Annotated in this window: 18 protein-coding genes and 1 pseudogene; 12 read left to right on the forward strand and 7 right to left on the reverse strand. The window is 68.7% G+C overall.

Annotated features, from left to right (window positions below):
* The coding region (locus ACFYXM_RS35335; protein ID WP_389295765.1) for a helix-turn-helix domain-containing protein at positions 1-125 on the reverse strand (125 nt) is incomplete at its 3' end.
* Between the two features lie 127 nt (positions 126-252).
* Here ACFYXM_RS35335 and ACFYXM_RS35340 point away from each other — a divergent pair.
* From ACFYXM_RS35340 to ACFYXM_RS35355, 4 genes are all read left to right on the forward strand, one after another.
* The gene (locus ACFYXM_RS35340) at positions 253-1,485 is read left to right on the forward strand and encodes a cytochrome P450 (RefSeq protein WP_389295740.1); all 1,233 of its coding nucleotides are present in this window, start codon (positions 253-255) and stop codon (positions 1,483-1,485) included.
* 147 nt (positions 1,486-1,632) lie between these two features.
* On the forward strand, positions 1,633-2,868 hold the full coding sequence (locus ACFYXM_RS35345) for a cytochrome P450 (RefSeq protein ID WP_389295742.1): 1,236 nt from the start codon (positions 1,633-1,635) through the stop codon (positions 2,866-2,868).
* Between the two features lie 26 nt (positions 2,869-2,894).
* A complete protein-coding gene (locus ACFYXM_RS35350) occupies positions 2,895-3,086 on the forward strand; it encodes a ferredoxin (RefSeq protein ID WP_389295743.1) in 192 nt (63 codons plus the stop codon).
* A 237-nt stretch (positions 3,087-3,323) separates the two neighbouring features.
* On the forward strand, positions 3,324-4,043 hold the full coding sequence (locus ACFYXM_RS35355) for a methyltransferase domain-containing protein (protein WP_389295744.1): 720 nt from the start codon (positions 3,324-3,326) through the stop codon (positions 4,041-4,043).
* A gap of 17 nt (positions 4,044-4,060) precedes the next feature.
* Here the strand turns inward: ACFYXM_RS35355 and ACFYXM_RS35360 are convergent, their stop codons facing one another.
* Positions 4,061-4,942, reverse strand: coding sequence for an SDR family oxidoreductase (locus tag ACFYXM_RS35360; protein ID WP_389295746.1), 882 nt, complete (start codon positions 4,940-4,942; stop codon positions 4,061-4,063).
* Between the two features lie 69 nt (positions 4,943-5,011).
* Here ACFYXM_RS35360 and ACFYXM_RS35365 point away from each other — a divergent pair, with 69 nt between their 5' ends.
* Positions 5,012-5,683 (forward strand): MBL fold metallo-hydrolase, encoded by a 672-nt coding sequence (locus ACFYXM_RS35365; RefSeq protein WP_389295747.1) that lies wholly within the window; start codon positions 5,012-5,014, stop codon positions 5,681-5,683.
* Between the two features lie 542 nt (positions 5,684-6,225).
* Here ACFYXM_RS35365 and ACFYXM_RS35370 read toward each other — a convergent pair.
* Positions 6,226-6,684 (reverse strand): hypothetical protein, encoded by a 459-nt coding sequence (locus ACFYXM_RS35370; RefSeq protein WP_389295749.1) that lies wholly within the window; start codon positions 6,682-6,684, stop codon positions 6,226-6,228.
* Positions 6,685-6,931: 247 nt separating this feature from the next.
* On the opposite strand from ACFYXM_RS35370, the pseudogene ACFYXM_RS35375 reads away from it, so the two are divergent.
* A pseudogene (locus ACFYXM_RS35375) lies at positions 6,932-7,074 on the forward strand (RidA family protein); the annotation flags it as partial.
* A 170-nt stretch (positions 7,075-7,244) separates the two neighbouring features.
* The gene (locus tag ACFYXM_RS35380; protein WP_389295750.1) at positions 7,245-8,420 is read left to right on the forward strand and encodes a macrolide family glycosyltransferase; all 1,176 of its coding nucleotides are present in this window, start codon (positions 7,245-7,247) and stop codon (positions 8,418-8,420) included.
* 84 nt (positions 8,421-8,504) lie between these two features.
* Here ACFYXM_RS35380 and ACFYXM_RS35385 read toward each other — a convergent pair whose 3' ends face one another.
* The 3 genes from ACFYXM_RS35385 to ACFYXM_RS35395 all read right to left on the reverse strand — a co-directional run bounded on the left by ACFYXM_RS35385 (position 8,505) and on the right by ACFYXM_RS35395 (position 11,708).
* Positions 8,505-8,891, reverse strand: coding sequence for a DUF6009 family protein (locus ACFYXM_RS35385; protein WP_389295752.1), 387 nt, complete (start codon positions 8,889-8,891; stop codon positions 8,505-8,507).
* A 208-nt stretch (positions 8,892-9,099) separates the two neighbouring features.
* The gene (locus ACFYXM_RS35390) at positions 9,100-10,659 is read right to left on the reverse strand and encodes a phage/plasmid primase, P4 family (protein ID WP_389295754.1); all 1,560 of its coding nucleotides are present in this window, start codon (positions 10,657-10,659) and stop codon (positions 9,100-9,102) included.
* Positions 10,656-11,708, reverse strand: coding sequence for a bifunctional DNA primase/polymerase (locus tag ACFYXM_RS35395; RefSeq protein ID WP_389295755.1), 1,053 nt, complete (start codon positions 11,706-11,708; stop codon positions 10,656-10,658). Before ACFYXM_RS35395 ends, ACFYXM_RS35390 begins: the two co-directional genes overlap by 4 nt.
* 1,140 nt (positions 11,709-12,848) lie before the next feature.
* Here ACFYXM_RS35395 and ACFYXM_RS35400 point away from each other — a divergent pair.
* The gene (locus ACFYXM_RS35400) at positions 12,849-15,266 is read left to right on the forward strand and encodes an ATP-binding cassette domain-containing protein (RefSeq protein WP_389295756.1); all 2,418 of its coding nucleotides are present in this window, start codon (positions 12,849-12,851) and stop codon (positions 15,264-15,266) included.
* A gap of 30 nt (positions 15,267-15,296) precedes the next feature.
* Here the strand turns inward: ACFYXM_RS35400 and ACFYXM_RS35405 are convergent, their stop codons facing one another.
* On the reverse strand, positions 15,297-15,833 hold the full coding sequence (locus ACFYXM_RS35405; protein WP_389295758.1) for an SDR family oxidoreductase: 537 nt from the start codon (positions 15,831-15,833) through the stop codon (positions 15,297-15,299).
* Between the two features lie 3,680 nt (positions 15,834-19,513).
* Here ACFYXM_RS35405 and ACFYXM_RS35410 point away from each other — a divergent pair.
* The 4 genes from ACFYXM_RS35410 to ACFYXM_RS35425 form a co-directional block, all read left to right on the forward strand.
* Positions 19,514-20,440, forward strand: a complete 927-nt coding sequence (locus tag ACFYXM_RS35410; RefSeq protein WP_389295760.1) for a ParA family protein — start codon at positions 19,514-19,516, stop codon at positions 20,438-20,440.
* Positions 20,437-21,060, forward strand: a complete 624-nt coding sequence (locus tag ACFYXM_RS35415) for a hypothetical protein (protein WP_389295762.1) — start codon at positions 20,437-20,439, stop codon at positions 21,058-21,060. Before ACFYXM_RS35410 ends, ACFYXM_RS35415 begins: the two co-directional genes overlap by 4 nt.
* Positions 21,061-21,200: 140 nt before the next feature.
* Positions 21,201-21,563, forward strand: a complete 363-nt coding sequence (locus ACFYXM_RS35420) for a MerR family transcriptional regulator (protein ID WP_389295763.1) — start codon at positions 21,201-21,203, stop codon at positions 21,561-21,563.
* Between the two features lie 443 nt (positions 21,564-22,006).
* Positions 22,007-22,247, forward strand: a 241-nt coding sequence (locus ACFYXM_RS35425) for a MerR family DNA-binding transcriptional regulator (protein ID WP_389295767.1), incomplete at its 3' end; no start/stop codon positions are given.

Below are 22,247 nucleotides of genomic sequence, written 5' to 3' on the forward strand. Positions count from 1 at the left end.
ACCTTGCGCACGCATCCGAACGTGCGCGACAGCTCAGCTGCCTGCACATCGGTCGGATAGAAGCGGTACTTGAACGCCCGCTTCACGTGATTCGCGGTCACGCTCACAAACCAATGAACCCACATATAAAGATCAAATCTGCTGGTCAGAGCACTGCGATCCGCCCCGACGGCGAATCGCAGCCCTTGCCCTGCTCCGCAGGAGTCCATTTCCTCTCCGCCCTGAAGGGCGGAGTATCCACGGAGGAATCAGATGACTGCACCTGCCGAAGCGGCCGACGAGGACGCCATCCCGGAGTTTCCGATGCGGCGGGGCTGCCCCTTCAGCCCTCCCCCCGCCTACACCGAGCTGCGCGAGACCGAGCCGGTCTCCCGGGCGCGGCTGAAGGTCAACGGCAAGCGGACCTGGCTGGTCACCCGGCACGACCTGTACAAGAGCCTGCTCGGCGACTCGCGGGTGAGCGCCAACCTGAAACTGCCGGGCTATCCGCTCCAGGTGCCGGTGCCGGAGGAGACGCTCCAGTCGGTCCCGCTCACCTTCCTCTCCATGGACCCTCCGGATCACACGGTCCAACGCCGCATGCTGGCACCGGAGTTCAGCGTCCGCCGGATGCGAGAGCTGCGCGCCCGGGTGCAGCAGATCGTGGACCAGCAGATCGACGAGATGCTCGCCAAGGGCACCGGCGGTCCGGTGGACCTCGTCACCGCCCTCGCGCTGCCGGTTCCGTCCCTGGTGATCTGCGAACTTCTCGGCGTGCCGTACGAGGACCACGCCCGGTTCGAGAAGTGGGCCTGGGCCATCATGAACCACGAAGTCAGCGACGAGGACCGGGGCCTCGCCCACTACGAGCTGGACCATTACGTCGACGGTCTGGTCACCGCGAAGGAGAGCGAGCCCGGCGACGACATGATCAGCCGGCTGATCGCGTTCAACCGGCGGACTCCGGCGGTGGAGCACTCCGACATCGTCAGCATGTCCAAGCTGATGCTGGTGACCGGTCACGAGACCACCGCCAACATGATCGCGCTGGGCGTCCTGGCCCTCCTGGAGCACCCGGAACAGCTCGCCGCCGTGCGCGAGGAACCGGAGCTGATGCCGCGCGCCGTGGAGGAGCTGCTGCGCTTCTTCTCCATCTCCGACGCGGGCACGGCGCGCGTGGCCATGGAGGACATCGAACTGGGCGGAGTCACCATCCGCACAGGCGAGGGCATCCTGCCGCTGAACAACGCCGCCAACCACGACGAGCGAATCTTCCCCGACCCGGACCGGCTGGACGTCCGCCGCGAGGCGCGCAGTCATGTGGCCTTCGGTTACGGCGTCCACCAGTGCGTCGGCCAGAACCTGGCCCGGATGGAGCTCGACGTCGTCTACTCCACGCTGCTGCGACGGATACCGACACTGCGGCTGGCCGCGCCGGCCGAGGAGCTGCGGTTCAAGGACGACGCCATGGTCTACGGCCTGTACGAGCTGCCCGTCACCTGGTGACGGCGGCGGACCGCACCGCCACACGCGCCTCTCCCCCACCAACCGAACCGCCGTCCGTCAGCCGCTCGGCTCGTAGGCCCCTCGGCCCGTGCACCCGCAGCCCGGCCACCCAGCCGTCCGTCAGCCCGCCCGTCCGAGAGGCACGTCATGACCCATTCCGCCGACCCGGCGCCCGAGACCGCGTCGCCGTATCCCCGTTTCCCGATACGGCGCACCTGTCCGTTCAGCGAGCCGCCCGAGTACGCCGGACTGCGCGCGAACGAGCCGGTGTCGCGCGCCGAGCTGAAGGTGAACGGCAAGCCGACCTGGCTGGTCACCCGACATGAACACGTCCGTCAGGTACTCGGTGACCCGCGGGTGAGTTCCAACTTGAAACGGCCCGGCTACCCGCACCAGTTCCACATCTCCGAGGAGATGCTGGCGCACGTCCGGCTGATGCTGTTGTCCATGGACCCGCCGGACCACACTGCGCAACGACGCATGCTCATACCCGAGTTCACCGCGCGCCGAGTGAAGGAGATGCGCCCGCGCATCCAGGAGATCGTCGACGAACGCATCGACGCCATGCTGGCCTCCGACGGCCCGGTGGACCTGGTCACGGCCCTCGCCCTGCCGGTGCCGTCCCTGACCATCTGCGAACTGCTGGGCGTCCCCTACGCGGACCACGCCCAGTTCGAGGAGTGGTCCGCGGCGATGATGAACCACGATCTCAGCCCGGAGGAGTACGGGGCCTCCGTGCAGGCCCTGGACGCTTACCTGGACAAGCTCGTCACCCTCAAGGAGACCGAGCCCGGCGACGACCTGATCAGCCGGTTCCTGGACAAGAACCGCACCGAGCAGGTCGCCGATCACCTCGACGTGGTGACCATGGCGCGCATGATGCTGGTGGGCGGTCACGAGACGACGGCCAACATGATCGCCCTCGGTGTGCTGGCGCTGCTGGAGCACCCGGACCTCCTGGCCGAGCTGCGGTCGGACCCCGCGCTGCTGCCCAACGCGGTCGAGGAGCTGCTGCGGGTGTTCTCCATCTCCGACTCCGGCACCGCGCGGGTCGCAGTCGAGGACATCGAGGTGGGCGGGGTCACCATCCGCGCCGGTGAGGGCATCCTCGCGCTGAACAACGCCGCCGACCACGACGAGACGGTCTTCCCCGACCCCGGCACCCTCGACCTCCGCCGCCAGGAGGCGCGCAGCCACCTCGCCTTCGGATACGGGATCCACCAGTGCATGGGGGCGAACCTGGCCCGCGCGGAGCTGGAGATCGTGTACGGAACCCTGCTGCGCCGTGTCCCCGGTCTCCGGCTGGCCGTGGCTCCGGAGGAACTGCGTTTCAAGGACGACGCCATGGTCTACGGCGTCTACGAGCTGCCCGTCACCTGGTGACGGCCGATCCGATCGGATTCCCTGCCATGCGTGTGACCACCGACTACGACCGGTGCGTCGGCTCCGGCCAGTGCGCGTTGCTCAGCCCCGAGGTCTTCGACCAGGACGACGACGGCCTCGTCCTCGTCCTCCAGGAGAAGCCGGTGGCAGCGCTGCACGGCAGCGTCCGCCGCGCGGCGGACCTGTGCCCGTCGCGCTCCATCCGGATCCACGACTGACCGAGCCAGGGCCAGGGCCAGGGCCAGGGCCAGGGCCGGGGGCCCTGGGCCAAGGCCCCTGGACCGCGTCCCTTCTCCGAACCGCCCCTCACGAGCGGGGTCTACGGTGCTCGCACGAGTGATCAGCGCATCGTCCATGGCTTCACGTCGGTCGACACCCAGTCGAATCCCACCGCATGGGTCCGCGTACTGGACCGGCTGGGTACCGAGCCGTTCTACGCCTCCTACAAGCAGCGGTTGCAGGAACTCCTGTACGCGTATCCAGGTGGCTCGTTCCTTGAGGTGGGGGCGGGCGCCGGGGATGCCGCTCTGGCCTTGCGCACCCGCTACGGGGCCGAGGTGGTCGCGGTCGACAGCTCTCTGACGATGGCCTCGGAAGCGCGAGCACGGGGCGTACCGTTCGTCACGGCCGCGGACGGGCATCGGCTTCCGTTCCGAACCGGCTGCTTCGACGGCGCATGGGCCGACCGCGTCCTCCAGCACGTCGCCGAACCCGAGCAGGTCCTGGCCGAGATGCTGCGGGTGATCCGTCCCGGTGGCCGTATCGCACTCGTCGACCCGGACTACGACACCCAGGTGCTGGACATCGAGGACCAGGAGCTCGCACGTAAGGTGTTGCGTTTCCGGAGTGACATCCTCCTGCGCAACGGTTCGCCGGCCCATCGGATTGCCGGGCTGCTGACCGCCCGCGGCCTCACCGACATCACCGTAGAGGCCAGGACACTGGTCGTACGGGACTCCTCGGCCGTGGACGACGTCATGGGTCTGCGAACGTGGGCGCACGCCGCGGCGGACCAGGGCTTCCTGGGTCCCTCGGATGCGGACCGTTTCGTGGCCCGGTACGACGAGGCCGTGCGCACCGGGCGCTTTACCTACGCCGTGTCCTTCTTCCTGACCGCCGGCACGCTTCCGCGAGAGCGCAGCGGGCCCGGACGGAACCCGCCGTCATCCGCCTGACAGAGGCCGACGGCCGGTCACCCGCCCGACCGGTCTCGCTCGACGGGGCGCGGTCCGGCGAGGGACTCGGCCTGTTCGAGGAAGAGCGGCAGCCACTGTTCGTACGTGGTGTTCGCCAGGTACCGCAGGGCCGTCTCCGCGTCCTTGCCGACAGGGGTGTGCAGCGGTGTGCCGGGGTCGTCGACGGCCGCGAGGATCGCCTCGGCCACCTCGCCGCAGTCCCCGGCGCCCTCCTGAACACGGGTGAGGAACCGCGCGATCCATGCCTGGTCCGCGGTGTACGGGCCGGCCTCGGACGGCTCCGGCAGGGCGGCCCGGCCCACGGTGTCGCGATGGATGCGGGAGGCGAAGCTGCCGGGTTCGAGGCACACCACGCGGATGCCGAAGGGGCGTACCTCCCCCGACAGGGCCTCGCTGAGGGCGCCGAGGGCGGCCTTGCCGGCGGCGTAGAACCCGCCGTGCGGCACGGCGAACGTCCGACCCGCGAGGGAGGAGACGTTGACGATGACGCCGCTGCGGCGGGCACGCATGGCGGGCAGCACCGCGCGCACGGTGCGCAGCGGGCCCCAGAGGTTGGTCTCCATCAGCGCACGTGCCTCGTCGAGCGGCATGGTCTCGACGGGGCCGGTGCGGTCGACGCCCGCGTTGTTGACGAGCACGTCGACAGGGCCGTGCCGTTCCTGCACCTCGGTGACGGCGGCGATGACGGAGGCGTCGTCGGTGACGTCCAGCCGGGGCACGTCGAGGACGAGCTCCTCGGCCCGGGCGCGCCGGAACAGTTCGTCGGCGGTGGCCGGATCGCGTACGCAGGCGTGGACGCGGTCTCCCCTGCGGGCGAACGCCAGCGCGGTCTCCAGGCCGATACCGCTGCTGCAACCAGTGATGAGGACGGATGTCATGGCCGTACCGACCGCTTTCCGGGGTGTAGAGGATCCGGGTGTCCCCGTGCGAGTGAGGGGAGGAAGGCGGTGGGAAGCCTACGGGCGCGCCCCGGCACCTTCAGCCCCTACGGCCCCCTACCCCTGCCCGTTCCCCTGCCCGAGCAGGTCCTCACCTCCGAGGACCTGCTCAGACACGTGACGGAGTCGAGTCGGCTCCCCCTGCCGCCGCGCGTGTTCGAGCGGTCCACCGGCATCGTGACCCGCCGCGTCGCCGCCACGGGTGCCCGTGTGCTGGCCGGAGCGCTGGACGCCCCGTTCATCCGCGGCGCCTCCCCCGAGCCCGAGGCCGTGCACACCGCCTCGGAACACGCGCTCCACGAGCGGATCACGGCGGGATTCGCCGACGCGGAAGTGCCGCCTCTGAAGCATGCGCCGGTGGACGTCGAACTGCGCGACGGCGACACACTCGACGGCTGGACGGAGCCCGTTCGCGTTCTGCATGTGCCGGGCCACACTTCGGGAAGCATCGCGCTCCATTTCACGGAAAGCAGCGTGCTGTTCTCGGGTGACACCATCGCCACCGAGGACGGACGGGCGATCCTCGGTCCGTTCAACCTGGACCGGCAGCAGGCCATCGCCTCGTTCCGGCGGATGGCCGCGCTGGATGTGGAGAAGGTGTGCGTACCCCATGGCCTGCCGTTGCTGGAGAACGCCGGCGCGGTACTTCGGGCGGCCACTCCGGAGAACGACTGGGTGTGAGGCGCATTCAGGCGACAACGGCGACCTCCTGCACGTGGCTCCTCGGAACGACCTCATGAAGACCGTGCTCAAGCGGAAGGTCTTCCCGCCCGCCGAGGCCAGCGGCTCCAGCGGTTCCCGGCGGTCGTACTCGGCCACGCGGCCGGCCTGACACCTGTCCGGGCCACCGCTGCCGCGCGCTGTCGTGCGGTCACGGTCGCGGTCGAGGTCGAGGTGGCCCGCCGACATCACCCGGCCCGCCCCGTCCGCACTCCCTGCCTCCCGGCCCCGACCGGCCACCGACTGCCAGCTGCTGGGGGCGACGCCGACCACGTGGGCCGACGGACACTGCCCCCTGTGGGAACTGCTGCGTGCCGTGCCCCCTCCCCGAGCCCCCGGGCCGTCGTCCTGACGGAGGGGGCGGCCCTCCGGAGCGGCCGGCCCGGCCCCGTCATGGGTGAGCGGCCGGGTGGCATCCGCCCGTTCCGTTTCCGGACCGGCGACGCCACCCGGCCGCGTACGTGCTCCTGCCCGTCGCTCCGTTCAGCCGCTCCCCGAGCGGGTCAGAACACGAACGGACCGGGCGACTGGGTGGACGACGCGTTGCAGGTCGCGGTGATACCCATGACCACGACCTTGAGGGACTTGGCCTCCAGACTGTCCCCCGAGGCGACGGTTCCGCTGAGCGGGCCCGTGGAAACGGGGCTGCCCGCAGGGATGGCAGGGTTGGAGTTTCCGGTGAACGTCACCGTGCCCGTGCCCTTGTTGGTGAGCGTGAGAGTCGATTTCACCGAGTTCGCCCCGACGTTGATGGGGGCGGTGATGGCGGAGGTCGAGAGGCTGATGGTCGCGGCCGTGCCGCTCTGGGTGGCGGTCAGGGTCGCGGTGCCCGAACCGTAGATGCCGCAGTTGAAGGAGATCGTGGCGGTGGTGGGGGTGACCGCACCGGCCGTGGAAGTCAGCGCGAGCATGCCCGCGGCGAGGGCGGAACAGACAGCTGTCCGCCGTATGCCATGCCTCATGATGGTTTGGCCCTTCGTGTGGGGGGATCACCGGCGCGAGTTCGCGGTACCACGCCGGAACGTCGCACTCCCCTGACAACCCGTCAGGGAGATGACTCCCCCATTGAGGCACGGCCCCCTTGAGACAACAAGGCACATCGCCATGATTTTTGGCATGCTCCGACCAAATCGGACTGAAGGTCCCGGCCGCCCCGGAATGGACGGGTCGACGTGGGGTGTTGAGGGATGGTGACGGGAGCGACGAGCCAGGCTGGAGATCCTCGGCAAGGCGCTGCACGCGCGGTTCGGAGACCGGCTGCCGGCCCAGACGTTGAACGGGTCGCCTCTCTGGCGATGCCGGGAAGGCTGTTCGAGATCGACGCGGTGACCGACGCCCCGGCGGCGGGCTAGGGTACCGAGCGTGAACTTGTTCCAGATCTACGGCTGACGCGGACGGGGCGGACCCCGCTCTCGTATCGCACCCCCATGTGCCGCTCCCGCGAAGGGTTTTCTTCTCGCGGCAGTGAGCGCACGGGTTCGTGTTGCCCTTTTCGCCATGGACCTGAAATGAGTGATCTTCCATGACCCGTCGCCGTGCCCATGTCGCGATGGTCGGCATTCCCGTCGTCAGTCACGTCCTGCCCAGTCTCGAGGTCATCCGCGAGCTGGTGGCCCGGGGCCATCGGGTGACCTACGCCAACGACTCGGCGGTGGCCGACCGGATCACGGCCGCCGGCGCCGAACTGGTCCCGTGCACCTCCACGTTGCCGGTCGCCGACAACAACTGGCCCGACGACCCCGTCGCCGTGATGGACCTCTTCCTCGGCAACGCCGTTCAGGCGCTCCCCCAGCTGCGCGCCGCCTACGACCGCGATCCGGCGGACCTCTACCTGTACGACATCGGCGCCTACGCCGCACGCGCCCTCGCCGAGGCTCAGGGCCGGCCCCTCATGCAGCTGTCCCCGACCTACGTGGCCTGGGACGGCTACGATCAGGACGTCGCGGCACACCTGTGGCGGCTGCCGGGCGCCGACACGTACCGGACGAGGTTCGCGCGGTGGCTCGCCGAGTGCGGGGCGTCCACCACCGACGTGGACGCCTTCTCCGGCCGTCCCGCACGGACGCTCGCGCTGATCACCCGGGCGATGCAGCCGCACGCCGACCGGGTCGACACCGGCACGGTGACCTTCGTCGGGCCCTGCTTCGACGCCCGTGAGAGCGGGGGAAGCCGGACCCGCCCGGCCGAGGCGGAGAACGTGCTGCTGGTCTCCCTGGGATCGGCGTTCACCCGCCGGCCGGAGTTCTACCGCCAGTGCCTGGCGGCCTTCGGTGACCGGCCCGGCTGGCACGTCGTCCTCCAGATCGGGAAGTACACCGATCCACGAGAACTCGGCACCATCCCGTCCAACGTCGAGGTGCACTCCTGGGTCCCCCAGCGGGCGATCCTGGAGCAGGCGGACGCCTTCGTCACCCATGCCGGTATGGGCGGCTGCGGCGAAGGGCTGATGGCCGGTGTTCCGATGATCGCCGTCCCCCAGGCCGCCGATCAGTTCACCAACGCCGACCGCCTCGTGGAACTGGGCGTGGCCCGCCGCATCGACACCGGGGACGCCACCGCCGAGACCCTGCGCAACGCCCTGGACGGCCTCGTCGCCGACGCGGAGGTCGCCCGCCGCTCGGCGCAGCTGCGCGCCGACGCACGGGCCGAGGGGGGCACCGTGCGGGCCGCCGATCTCATCGAGAACCTGCTGGGCTGATCCCGGCCCCGGGGGAACGTGCCGCACCGGGTGCGGACCGGGGGTGGGGGAGCGGAACCCGCTTCACCACCCCCGGTCCGTCGGCTACGGCTGGGGCGTCGCCGACGCTGTCGCGGTCCCCCGCTGGGAGCGCGGGGTCTTTTCGCCGGCCTTGTTGGGCTGGATGGTCCTCGGGTCGACGGCCTCGCCCGGGGCGCCCTGGCGGTAGACGCCGTCGGGGTCGGAGTCGCGGTCGTGGGGCAGGAGGAAGAACACACGACGCCGATAGAGGCCGCTGTCCGGGTCGGCTTCGGCAGTGGCGTCGAGTTCGACGTAGCCGATCATCCGCCCGTCGCGGGCGTAGCGAGGTCGGCTGCGCCTGCGGGGGGTCTTGTCCAGGGCCTGGCGGACGTAGTCGAGGTGCTCGGTGTCTTCCAGCCACACCACGTGGGCTTCGTGGGTGAGGTCGCCGTCGGTCAGTAGCGAGCTCATGGCCACGACCTCTCCTTCGTCCGCGTGCACCGGTCCGGGTGGTGCCTGAATTGTGTACCGCTGTTCCGCTGAGGTGTCCGGGATGTCGTCCCCGGTCCGGGGACGTGCGCCCGATGGGCCGCGTCTCCATGGTAGAGGGGGTCGTGGTACGGGTGCAGGGGTCGGCGTCGCGGCCGATGGGCGGGATGGTGGTGGATGTGGATGTCGTTCACTGTTCGGCTGCCAGGGCGAGGTTTGGGTAGAACTTGCGGCCGTTGGATTTGATCATGTCGGCGGGTGAGGCGAGACCGACCTCCTGACGGACCCGGGTGGCGAAGGTTCGGGTGGTCGCGGGGCGGATGCCTTCGCTCGTGGTGCACCAGGTGCTGTAGGAGGCGTAGAGCAGACCCTGTTCCACACGGAGTTCGGGCCGTTCGGGGTCGTGGATGCAGCACTCGGTGAGGAAGCGGCCGATGTGGTCTTCGGTGTTGGCGTAGGCGGTGGTGGCGATGCGGACCCTGTCGGGGCCGGCAAGGGTGTCGCGGGTGGCGAGGTAACGACGGGCGCCTTCGGTGAGCCAGTGCAGGATGCCTGGGCCCTCGTCGACGACGAGTTCGACGGCCAGGTTGTCGATCTTCCGTTCGTCCGGGACGATCCGCTCGAAGGGCAGCAGACGGATGCGGCGCCAGAAGGCGAAGCCGCCGGTGGACACCTCGGGCCTGTGGTTGCCGAGCAGCCACAGGTGGTGGGTGGGGGTGAACGAGAAGTAGTCCTGCCGCATGCGACGGGCCTTGATCTTGTCGCCGCCGGTGAGGAGGCGCACGCGGGCCTCGTCGAAGCGGTCGTTCGGCTTGAGCTCACTGCAGACGATCAGGCGGCGCCCATGGAGCTCGGTGAGCTCGGTGGAGTGCTCGGAGAACGCCCCTCGGTCCATCAGGAAGCCGGGCGGGGCGGCGTCGGCGTAGTCGCCCAGGATCTGGATCATCACGTCGAGAAGGACGGACTTGCCGTTCTTGCCCTGACCGTGGAGGAAGGGAAGGACCTGCGCGCCGACGTCACCGGTGATGGAGTAGCCGAGCAGCAGATGCAGGAAGTCGATCATCTCCTGGCCCTCGGCGTCGTCGCCGAAGGTGTCCGCCAGGAACCGGTGCCACCGGGGGGTGGGCATGTCCCGGGGGCCGACGCTGGTGGCCCGCGAGTGGAAGTCCCGGGTGGGGTCGGGTTTGCGGAGGCGGCCGGTCTTGAGGTCGACGATGCCGTCGGGCGTGCAGAGGGCGTAAGGGTCGCCGTCGAGGGTGTCGGGGTCGACGGAGAGGTCCGGGGATGCCTTGGCCTGGGTCAGCAGGGCCTTCATCCCGGTGGTCGACAGGGTGCGCTTCTTGTGGAGACGCAGTTCCCGGTCGCCGAAGATGCCCCGGGGGTCCGAATCCGGCATGTCCTCGGCCATCTCCCCCGCCGCCCACAGGGCCGCTTTCTCGCCACCCGAACGCTTCCAGCGGTAGCCGTCCCAGGAGTACCACCCCAGGCCCTCCACGTGCCGGAACTGGTCGCGGTAGAGGCGCGCGAACAGCTTCGCGTTGCCCCGGTCCGTCAGCGTGCCGGGCAACTGCCCCGGCGGCGGCCAGGCTGCCGGGGACGCGACTGTTCCGGGAACGGCCTGGGCAGGCAGAGCGGCCGCGGTATGCGAGGGCATCGCGACGGCCGGCGCGTGCTCTCCCCGGGCTTCGAGGTCGAGCATCTGCTGAGCGGCGGCAGTGGCGTCGAAGCGCGTGCTCTCGGCACTGCTCATGAACGTCCTTCGGGGTGGAGCGGTCGGGCGGCCCCGGCTGCGAGACCGTCGTGGATGATCTTCTCGTTTCGTGAACCCTGCCAGGGGCGGGCCCGGTGGGCGGCGGCCGTGAGCAGTTCCCGGACGTCCTCCTCCTGGAGGTGGCCCGCGGCGGCCAGCCCTCCGGCGGTGAACGCGGCCCGGTTGAGTTTCTCGGTGAAACCCGCGCCCTCCCTCGTCGCCTCGCACCGGGCGACCTCGTCGACGAGCGGGGCCAGGATCCTGTGCGCGTCCTTCGGACGCCGTGCCCGCCTCGCGCCGGGAACGACGGGCCTCGCGAGGGGCACAGGGGGGCTCAGGGGCGGCCGGGGCGGCTCGGACGGTACGACGTGGCCGGTGCGGACCAGTTCGGCCGCGAGCCAGGACGGCAGGGGCGCGGGCATCCGGGCCGTGCCCAGGGCCTCGTAGACGCCCTGGGTGGTCCGGGTCGTCGGAGCGACGATGTACCCGCCCTCGGCCCGTACGTCGACCTGCCAGGCCAGCGCGACCTTGGGGCTGGAGCCGGCCGAGGAGCGGTACCGGGTCCGCGGGTCGGGGTTCCGGTACCAGATGTGGAGCCCACCGGAGGGGGTCCGTACGCGCAGGGTGCTCTCGTCCTCGGCCGGGGCGGGCTGTCCCCGGAAGGCGGCGAGCAACGCCAGCGTGTCGAAACCGGAGGCCAGGCCGGTGAGGTTGACGGACTCGTGGATCGGGATTCCCGGGAGCAGGCGGCTCCGGTCGGGGACCGGGGCGGAGTGGGCGTCGACGTCGATGACGATCAGGTCGGCGGGGCCGCACGCCACCCCCACTCCTGAACGGGGGCTGTCGGTCCACCACTTCTCGATGCGCCGGAGGTCGGTGGTCCCTGCGTGGAAGCCGTGGCAGGGGCGTCCCGCGGGGAGGCAGGGGCAGGTGCGGGGGTCGTGGTGCCGGTCCCTGCAGTCCGCGCAGTTCCCGGCCGGGGTCTTCCGGCCGGGGGCCAGGGGGTGGACGGGCCAGCCGTGTCCGGCGCACCAGCGGGCGACGGACATCGACGACACCTGCCGGGCAGGGGAAGCTCCGGGGCTCGTCTCACCGTGGCGCCGCACGCAGTCGTCCTTGTCCGTCCGGTCGTAAAGGCTTCAGTCCCTGCCTCTGGCGCCGCTGGTCACATGGCCTCTCGGCCCGCCGACAGGGACTGAAGGGACTGTCATTCGGAATGAGTGTAGGCATGTCCCCCTTGCCCGTCCTGTCATCTCCCCCGCGTGCCGTTATCTGATTCTCAGTCCCTTGAGTCCCTTCGAGGACTCCCCGGCACGCCGGAACGGCCAACAAAGTCACGTTATATACCGTTTTTCCAAGCAGGGCGGATGCCCCGTCAGGCGGGGCGCATCCAGGTTTTCGCGCGCTCCAGCACGCCGATTCTTGGCAAGTAGGAAAACCGGTTGGCGGCTCGGGGACTGAACGAAGGGACCAGGGACCGAACGGGGCGCGTTGGTCCCTGGCTTCGGTCCCTGCACATCTCCGCAGGTCAGAGGGGGTATGACCCCCCGATCAGGGACTGAAGGGACTCAAATCTCTAATTATGAGCCAGATACGTATTGAGTCATATGAGATACACGCGGGCGCGCATACACGCATACGTAGTGAGCTTATAACTAGGGATTTGAGTCCCTTCAGTCCCTGTTTCAGGGGTACACACCGCTCTGACCTGGGCTTTTATCAGGGACTGAAGCCCAGGGACCGAACAGGGACCAGTCACTGGGTTCGGTCCCTGGGCTTCAGTCCCTGCCGGTCCCCGCGCGTGCGGGCGGACTGCTCACAGGGACTGACCCGCCGTCGGCCGCCGCCCGGGCCGGTTCGGTCCCTGCCGCGCCCCGCCGGCCGACGGCAGCGCCCCCGTACCGCGCCCGGGCCGTCAGTGGCTCAGCCGCGGAGGGGCTGATTGAAGCGCAGCAGGTTCCCCCCGCGCCCCCGCGGGCAACCTGGTCCGTGTCAACGAGCTGCGCTGAGCCGCCCAGCGGGCGCGTAGGGCCCCGCCGCCGCGGCGGCGCACCGTACAAGCCCTCCGGGCGGTGGTCCGCCCCGGCAGGGCCCCCGCCCGGAGGAGAACCAGACATACTGCTCGAGGCCGGTCCAGGCGACACCGACGGAGACCGTGAAAGCGCGGCCCGCCCGACAGACGGAGACACATGAGTATGGCCAAGAGGGCGGACACGCAGTCGCCTGCGCCGCACATAGCCGACAGCCACGACCTGATCCGCGTGCACGGCGCACGGGAGAACAACCTCAAGGACATCAGCATCGAGATCCCGAAACGCCGTCTGACGGTGTTCACCGGGGTCTCGGGCTCGGGCAAGAGCTCGCTGGTGTTCGACACGATCGCCGCCGAGTCGCAGCGGCTGATCAACGAGACCTACAGCGCCTTCGTGCAGGGCTTCATGCCGACATCGGCGCGCCCCGAGATCGACGTGCTGGAGGGGCTGACGACCGCGATCGTCGTCGACCAGCAGCGCATGGGCGCCGACCCCCGCTCCACGGTCGGCACGGCCACCGACGCCAACGCGATGCTGCGTGTCCTCTACAGCAGGCTCGGGCAGCCGCACATCGGCTCTCCCAACGCGTTCTCCTTCAACGTCCCCTCGGTCCGGGCGAGCGGCGCGATCACCGTCGAACGCGGCAGCAAGAAGACCGAGAAGGTCACCTTCACGCGCACCGGAGGCATGTGCCCCGGCTGCGAGGGACGGGGTGCGGTCACGGCTCTCGACCCCGCCCAGCTCTACGACGACTCCCAGTCGCTCGGCGAGGGGGCGCTCACCATCCCCGGCTTCAAGGCGGGTGGCTGGAACTACCGGCTCTACACCGAGTCGGGCCTGTTCGACCCCGACAAGCCGATCCGCGAGTACACCGCGAAGGAGCTGCACGACCTCCTCCACCACGAGCCGACCCGGATGAAGATCGCGGGCATCAACATGACCTACGAGGGTCTGATCCCGCGCGTCCAGAAATCGATGCTCTCCAAGGACCGGGAGGCGATGCAGCCCCACATCCGGGAATTCGTGGACCGGGCGGTCACCTTCACCACCTGCCCCGAGTGCGACGGCACCCGGCTCAGTGAGGCGGCCCGGTCGTCGAAGATCGAGGGGATCAGCATCGCCGACGCCTGCGCGATGCAGATCAGCGACCTGGCTGAATGGGTTCGATCCCTCGCCAAGCCCTCCCCCGGCTCCCCGAACACGCGATACTCCATGGTGGCCCCGCTGCTCACCGTGCTGGGACGGACGCTCGACTCGTTCGTGGAGATCGGACTGGGGTACCTCTCGCTCGACCGGCCCTCGGGCACGCTGTCCGGCGGCGAGGCGCAGCGCGTCAAGATGATCCGCCACCTCGGCTCCTCGCTCACCGACACCACGTACGTCTTCGACGAACCCACCACGGGCCTGCACCCGCACGACATCAGCCGGATGAACGACCTCCTGCTCCGGCTGCGGGACAAGGGCAACACGGTGCTCGTCGTCGAGCACAAGCCGCAGACCATCGCCATCGCCGACCACGTCGTCGACCTCGGCCCCGGCGCCGGTACGGCAGGCGGCACCGTCTGCTTCGAGGGCACTGTCGAGGGACTGCGGGCCGCCGACACCATCACCGGACGCCATCTCGACGACCGGGCCTCCCTCAAGAAGTCCGTGCGCGAGCCCACCGGCGCCCTGGAGATCCGCGGCGCGACGGCGCACAACCTGCGCGGCGTCGACGTCGACATCCCGCTCGGGGTGCTCGTCGTCGTCACCGGCGTCGCCGGTTCCGGCAAGAGCTCGCTCCTGCACGGGTCGATCCCCGCCGACGCGGGCGTGGTATCGGTGGGGCAGGACCCGATCCGGGGTTCGAGGCGGAGCAACCCGGCGACGTACACCGGGCTCCTCGACCCGATCCGCAAGGCGTTCGCGAAGGCCAACGGAGTGAAGCCCGCGCTGTTCAGCGCCAACTCCGAGGGGGCTTGCCCGAATTGCAAGGGCGCCGGTGTTGTCTACACCGACCTGGCGATGATGGCGGGAGTCGCCTCCACCTGCGAGGAGTGCGAGGGCAAGCGGTTCGAGGCGTCGGTTCTGCACCACCGCCTCGGGGGCCGCGACATCAGCGAGGTGCTCGCCATGTCGGTGACCGAGGCCGAGGAGTTCTTCGGTACGGGCGAGGCGCGCACACCGGCAGCGCACCGCGTCCTCGGCCGGCTCGCCGACGTCGGCCTCGGCTACCTCAGCCTCGGGCAGCCGCTCACCACGCTGTCCGGCGGGGAACGGCAACGACTCAAGCTGGCCACCCACATGGCCGAGAAGGGCGGTGTCCACGTCCTCGACGAGCCGACCACCGGCCTGCACCTCGCCGACGTGGAGCAGCTGCTCGGCCTGCTCGACCGGCTCGTCGACTCAGGGAAGTCGGTGGTCGTCGTCGAGCACCACCCGGCCGTCATGGCCCACGCCGACTGGATCATCGACCTCGGCCCCGGCGCGGGCCACGATGGTGGCCGGATCGTCTTCGAGGGCACCCCCGCCGACCTCGTCGCCGCCCGCTCCACCCTCACCGGAGAGCACCTCGCGGACTACGTCGGCGCCTGACGGGGCTGCCCAGCGCCCATCAGACGCCCGTCAGGGCCGTTCTGGGCCGTTGGCCCCTGTCCGGGCCCCATAAGCCCGGACAGGGGCCCTGAGGCGGGAGGAGCGGCCGACGGGCCGGCAGGGGACGGCCCTGGAGACCCGGCTGCGCCGAGGACGCGCCCGGCCTCCGAACCGGCCGGCAGCGTCCGGCCGCAGCGCTACCACCCGGCCGCCGCCGACCGCCAGGGTGTGACCGGTCACGTACACGAACGTCTCCGAGACCAGGAAGACCACGGCACCTCCCGGATCACCGGATTCACCGATGCGCCCGAGCGGGCTGTGAGTGTCCACGAGCCGGTTCTCCTCGGCCCGTTCGGTCAGGAGGTCCGTGGTCAAGGCGGTACGCATGCAGTCGGGCACGATGGCATTGGCCCCGATGCCGTACCGCCCCCATTCGTGTGCCGTGTTCTTGGTGACCCGGACGACGGCGGCCTTGGACGCGTCGTACACGGAGGAACGCTCACCGTCGACCACGAGGCCGCCGATGGAGGCGAGGTTGATGATCCGTCCGCCTCCGCGCTCCCGCAAGGCACACGCGCCGGGCGTTGCGCGGAGAGCAGGTGCCGCGCAGGTCGACGGAGAGTGTGGTGTCCAACCCCTCGGAGGTGGCCTCCAGGGCGCTGCCGCGCAGCGAGACGCCCGCGTTGTCCACCACGACGTCCGGACTGTCCCCGGTCACCTCCAGGGCGTTGAAACGCGGCCTCGACCCCGCTCGGTCGCGTGGAGTGGAGCTCCAGAGGGGAGCCGCCGCGCCTCAGGCGCCGAGAGGCCGACGCGCTGCCCTGGAGCGTTGTCGGGGATTGCTGTCCGGCTGTCGCGACGCGGGCGAGACCTGGAACCCCGAAGCGAGGCCCTGGCGGCCCGTACGCGGTCGAGGCGCTCGCCCGCATCAACCGATCCGACTCACAGTCCATGGCCGCCCCGAGAGGCACCACTACGGCTCCGGCCGGCAACCCGACTTCGTGCGTTCGTCAGGGCCCCTCCCCCGCCGATCCGCTTCGGGGATGGCGATCCTCCAGGCTCGATAGTTGAAGCGTAAATGACTTCTCTGAGGGGGCCTGAGAGCGCGGGGCTCAGCTGCTGACTTCCCGCCCGGAACCCGCATTCGCGGCCGTACAAGCGGCGTCGAGCCCTCGGCGCTCCGTCCGTCACGAGGATATTCCAGCCCGGAATCGGGCGCGTTTCGTCCCCTGAGCCGCCCCCGAGCGCCGACAGCCGGACCTGTTGCCGGAGTGCTGTCCCGCTCCACTCCCCCGCGGCTGGAGCGGTGCCTTCCGAGAGGTAATCCGCCAGGCGGATCCGACCGATGTGCTTGAGAAGTACGGCGATGGAACCGAGACCGGGCAGTACTGGGTGATACGCCACCAGGGCGATGCCTCGGACCCGCATCAGGAGCCGGCGCCCCAGCGGGCATGCTCTGTTGCCCGCCGAACAGGGCCTGCGGCTCAGTCGCTCCATCGAAAGGACGGTCGTCAGGAACAGGAATCGCTGTCGGCAACGTCCTCCTTGTCGCGATGGGGGCCTTCGGCGAGACGGGCGCTCAGGCAGTGCGCTCATGAGGTGTTGTCGAGCACGCTCGATTGCACCGTGTACGGAGCCCGCTGTCGGTGCGGTTGCTCGAGGACGCCGATGGAATCGATCTCGTGTGGAGAAGGCCGACGGTATGCGCGGGGGCCTCGGGGCGGCATCGGTCGATGGGCGGTGAGGAGTGACTGCCGCCGTGGGTCATGGTTCGTAGCCGTCCTCATGAGACACGAAGCATTGCCCAGGGCGAGAAGACCGTGAGCGCGGACGGTCTCTCGGGCGCCTCGCTTCTGGTCGATGCGGGGCTGGCGGGGTGGCCGACTTCCCGGCCTATCCGGTGCGCTTTGGTTCTGCCGGGAGACGTCGAGCGAGAAACCGCCCGATGCGGGTGGGGGCTTCCGGTCTACGGAGCGGATGGATGGGTGGCGCAAGTTCTCATAGGTGGCCGATCCATGACGCGCGTGGACAGAAGGAGATCTGCTTCCGATGGTGTCGCTGTCTATCGCGAGCCTTCATCGGCTCATCAACCGAATCCCTTGGTGCGATGCAGGGAGTCGCGAGTCAGCGGATCACATGATGGGAGAAGGAGAGGGAAGCCCCCAGCGATCCCGGTCTCTGAAGGATGGTCTGTTGCTTGGCTCTCTTATGGACTTCGAGAGCACTGACCCAGATCTCGGAGTTCAGGCGTTCGCGCACCATGCTCTCGGGCTTTGCCCGCGAAGTTCCTCGTGCGTGCTTCATACGGTTCGTATCACGAGGACACACTGGTGGAGCTGAAGCACCGTGAAGGTACCAGAGCTCGCCAGGTTCGATCGCTCCTTTGCTGGGCTGATCACCGACTTCGGGTGGACCGCGGGAAGGATCGGTCTGCTGGTCAGGGTCTGCGCGACTCATAGTGATCGAGTGGGCAACAAGTCGAGCGGGGACAACGGGTGACATCTGATTGGTGATGGAGCTGTCTGGTGTCTTCGTCCACTTGAGCGTTTCGCTGACAGTGATGGGAAGACGTGAAAGCGAACAAGAAGGGATGCTTGGGTTCGATTGAACTTGCTGACCGCATCGCCAGGGGCCACTCCGACTTCCCTTGAAGGTGATGTGCAGGCTCGATCTGATCGCATAGAATGATGGCATCTTGTTCGAGGCAAAAACAGGCTCTGACCTGCGGAAACAAACATCGACGCAAACATGGACGCAAGCTTGTACACACACCTGGAGGCTCGCTTGATCGCGAGCTGCGTCAAAGGTGCTTCAACTTGCTCGGAAGTTTATGTGAGTCTCGGCGGCTTCTCTCGTGTGATGGGGAACCTTGCACATCATGGTGATGCAGGTGTTTCTATACGTCTTCGTCAAGGCCGTGATGAGCGTGTGGTGCTGAGCTGGTTTGCGAGTCGGTTTGCGAGCCGGACGGCAGGTGGGAGTGTGCGCCTGATTATGTGCCACTTCGTCGATGGAAGTGCAGCCCACCAGGTCGGTTGGCTGCACAGCAGCCAACCGGGTTCACCCGTGTGCGAGGTAACCCACGGAATGTCATGCAGGGAAGCGTGCGTGACGATGAGCCTGATGACAGGCATCTTCGGATACGTACGTGCTGATGTCCGCTCCAACGGGGTGCCATGTCAGGATGCGAGCCGATCAGCATGTTCGAGTGTCGGTCACCCGAAGTGCGGGCCGGTCGGCCAGATCACACATGCGTCCAGGTGTCGGCGCGTGAGCCCGTCAGCTTGCCAGTTCGCGGGCTTCGGGGTGGGTGCCTCTCCCCGTAAGCAGACGGGCTTGAGTGCTGGTTGGTTCTCGCACTGCTTTGAAAATTCGATGGTGAATCGATGTGATGACTCGCTGCCGAGCAAGTGCATGGGTTCGGTGCCGGGCATGGGCGTCAGGGGGCACGCCAAGTGATGTGTGGGTTCATCCGGCAGCCCGACAGGGAGTGCAAGGGGAGGTGGCCCAGCAGATCGGGTGACGGGTTGCTTGGTCGGCACGATGCTGGGTGCGATGGGAAGCGGGTCGGCGAATCGGTGAACCATCCCGCTCGCAAAGTTGCTGGCCAGTCCGATGAGTGATGGGCCGCCAGGTGTGTCGGTGGGATTACCGACGGGTTGGCCGGTCAAGGGGGGAGGACACGGGCCCGCGGGGGAGTGCGCCGCCCCGGAGGGTAATGTGGCTGAGGACTTGGCGAGATGCGGGCGTGGTGGCCTGGGAGGAAGCAGGAAGGGCTGCTCGACACCCCATCGATCGTCCGGGCCGCCCGAATCCCTGACGTGTAGTGAGTCAACCGGCGTGTTGGTCGATGGAATCTGAGGGTTACCTGATAGCGTGTGCTGCGCTTTGTTCCACAACTGGGTTGGAGGTGACTGTTCTTGTGGTTGTGCCAGGAGTGGTCATCACCCATCGCTCCATCCCCAGCCACGCGGTGTGTCAGATGGGTTGAGGGGCAGATGGATCAGCCTGAGGAAAAGCGGTGCGGCTTATGCGAGGTGCAACTCTCAAAGGGCCACTGACCTGGCGGGACGGGGTCGCCAGGGGGCTTTTCGCGGACGGATCCCCGCCCTCGGGCCCTACCTCGCACCGTGATGGAGCGTTTTGGAGCGCAGGATCGTTCTGAGCGAAGTTTTGACCACGCATAACAGTTCAAATCGGGCATACAGCGCCCTCTTTCCGGGCCTGAATCCAGAGTGAGAGGACCCATGTCCAGTCCCTTCGCAGCACCTGACATCCGCGCCCAGCTGCCGGCGATCCCCTGGGGCTCGCTGTCGCACATCTTCATGTTCGGCAACGGCAAGGGCGGCGTCGGCAAGTCCTCCGTCTCCGCCAACGCCGCCGGCAAGGCCGCGCGCAGCGGACTGCGGACGCTCATCATCGACTGCAACGCCCAGGGCAACATCGCGCGTGAGCTCGGCTACAAGAAGGCCGAGTGGAACGACGGGGGAGCGGGGCTGCTCGAATCCCTTCGGGCGGGTACGCCGCTGAACCCGCGTGAGAACGTGCGCGAGAACCTTGACGTGGTCATGGGCGGACCGGCGCTCGGCGACGAGTTCGGCATCTTCTTCCACACGCTTCTCGCGAAAGAGGGCCCGCACGCGTACCTGCGGCTGCTGATGTGCCTGCTGCCCATTGCGCACAGGTACCAGATCATCGTTCTCGACACGCCTCCCGAGAACCCCTCCCTGCAGCGGCTCGCCCTGTCGGCGGCGCGATGGCTCGTCATCCCGGTCAAGAGCGACGGCGGTGCCGAGGACGGGCTTGCCCAGATCGGCCTCGAATTCTCGTACGTCAAGTTCGTCAGTCAGATCAACCCACACATCGCGCTTCTCGGCGTGCTGCTGTTCGACACGGGGCGTACGTACACAGGGATCCATGCCGACGTACGGCAGCAGGTCCAGAAGGTGCTCGGGCAGGAAGCCCATATGTTCAAGCACCTCATCGGTCACACCGAGTCGGTGGCACGGCTCGTGCGCAAGCGCGGCATGCTCGTGTCGGAGTTGGCCGAACGACGGGCGGGCGGCGACCGGAGCATTCCGGAGACCGTCGCGGGACTGGCCGCCGACTATGAAGGCTTCACCGAAGAAATGTTCGCTCGGGCTCTTGAGCTGAGGAAGGAAACTGCGGCATGACACCGCCGAAGGGCAAGAAGCGCGTGGACGAGGACGACGAGCAGAACATGTCCGACGAAGGCGTCGGCAATCTGTTCAGCGGAGGAGGGGCGCCCTCCAGCGCGCTGGCGGGCTGGGCGAGCGCACCGGCGGTGCAGCCGACCGTCGCCCCTGTCCAGCCCACCCCGATCGTGGAGCCGGCGAGACCGGTGTCGGTGATTCCGCAGCCTTCGCGGGAGGTTGTCGAGGAACCCGCCGAGGTCGATGACGCGGACACGGCCAAGCCGGTCGGCTTCTACGTCTCCACGAACGTTGCGAACCGGTTCCGCAAGCACCGCAAGCAGACCGACCTCACCCACACGCAGATCGTTCTCCTCGCCGTCGAGGCGGCCGTGGAGAAGGGGGTCGCGCAGGTGGTCGAGGACGCGCGCCGTGCGCCCAAGTTCCAGTCGAAGCTGTTCGCGGTGAAGCCCGACGACACGGATCTGCGCGGCCTCGGCCCCGTTCAGTTGCAGTACAAGCCCACCAAGGCACAGCGCGGCATCATCAACGGGCTCGTCGGCGAGTCAGGTCTCCCGGACCACACGAAGTTCCTCGCGGTCGTCCTCGACCAGTACCTGCCGGGACGCCGGGACGTGTGAGGCTCGGCGAAGGCCGGCCCGGTTGACGTTCGGCGAAGAGCCCGGCCGTGTGGGGTCCGGCGGAGGCCGGGGCAGGTGGGGGTTCGGCGAAGAAGGAGTGACGAGGGTGGCGCAGGGGCGGCGCTCGCAGGCTCGGCGCGATGAGCGGGACCGAGCCGATGACGAGTGACGCTCCCGGGCGCGGACCGGCCTTCACGGGGGAGAGCGCCGAACCGATCGACTCCTACGGCCTCACCGTCGGCGGACCAACCGTCGGCCAAGCGGCTGCGCTCGTCGGAGTCAGTGTGAAGACGCTGCACCACTGGGACGCGATCGGCCTCGTGTGTCCGAGTGAGCGCACCTGGGCCGGGTACCGGGTGTACTCGGGCGACGACGTCGCCCGGATCCATCAGGTCCGCGTCTACCGGGGCCCGGGTTCCCGCTCGCCCGGATCGGCCGGATCCTCGACGACCCGTCTCTCGACGCCCGCCACCATCTGCGTCGGCAGCGAACGCGGCTCATGAAGCGCATCGCGCATCGGTAGACGGTGGTTCGCGCGGTGGACCGCATGCTGGAGGTCTGGTGCACGGGGATGCGGCTGACTGCCGGGTGCGACACCGCTGCGCCTCGCTGTGGCATCGACGTGGCAGGGGTGCAGCACCTGACCGCGTACGTTCCGGCTCGTGAGCGTGCATGGAGGGTTGCCGGCGGCCCGGGGGGTTCCGTGGCCGTGTCCGGAGGGTCTTTGGCCGGCCTGGAGGCGTGTGGACGTGTCCGGAGGGTCCGTGGCCGGCCTGGAGCGCTTGTGGGCGTGTCCGGAGGGGTAGGGGCGTCAACTTCACAGCTGTTGGTCCACCCCTCCCGGCACCAGGCGTTACGGGGCACGAGATGGGTGCGCGCCACTCGTCGATGTTGACCTTCGAGTTGGTTGAAGCCCAATGATGGCGAGGTGCCGAATTCCGAGCTGATGCCGATCGGGGTCTTCGCCCAACGCAGTGGTCTGACTCCCAGTGCGTTGCGGTTCTACGCCGACTCCGGGCTGCTGCCCCCTGCCGAAGTCGATCCGGTCACGGGCTACCGCTACCGGGTCTATTCGCAGTGCACCGGGCTTCGGCCCGGTGGTGAAGCGAATCTTTGGCCTGCTCTGACCTCGGCTGTGGACACGGGTCCGTACTGTTCACCTCGGCCGGCGTCAGAGCGGCCGGTTC

Origin of the sequence: Streptomyces sp. NPDC002476, assembly GCF_042889785.1 — a bacterium.
In the GTDB taxonomy this organism is placed as follows: Bacteria; Actinomycetota; Actinomycetes; order Streptomycetales; family Streptomycetaceae; genus Streptomyces.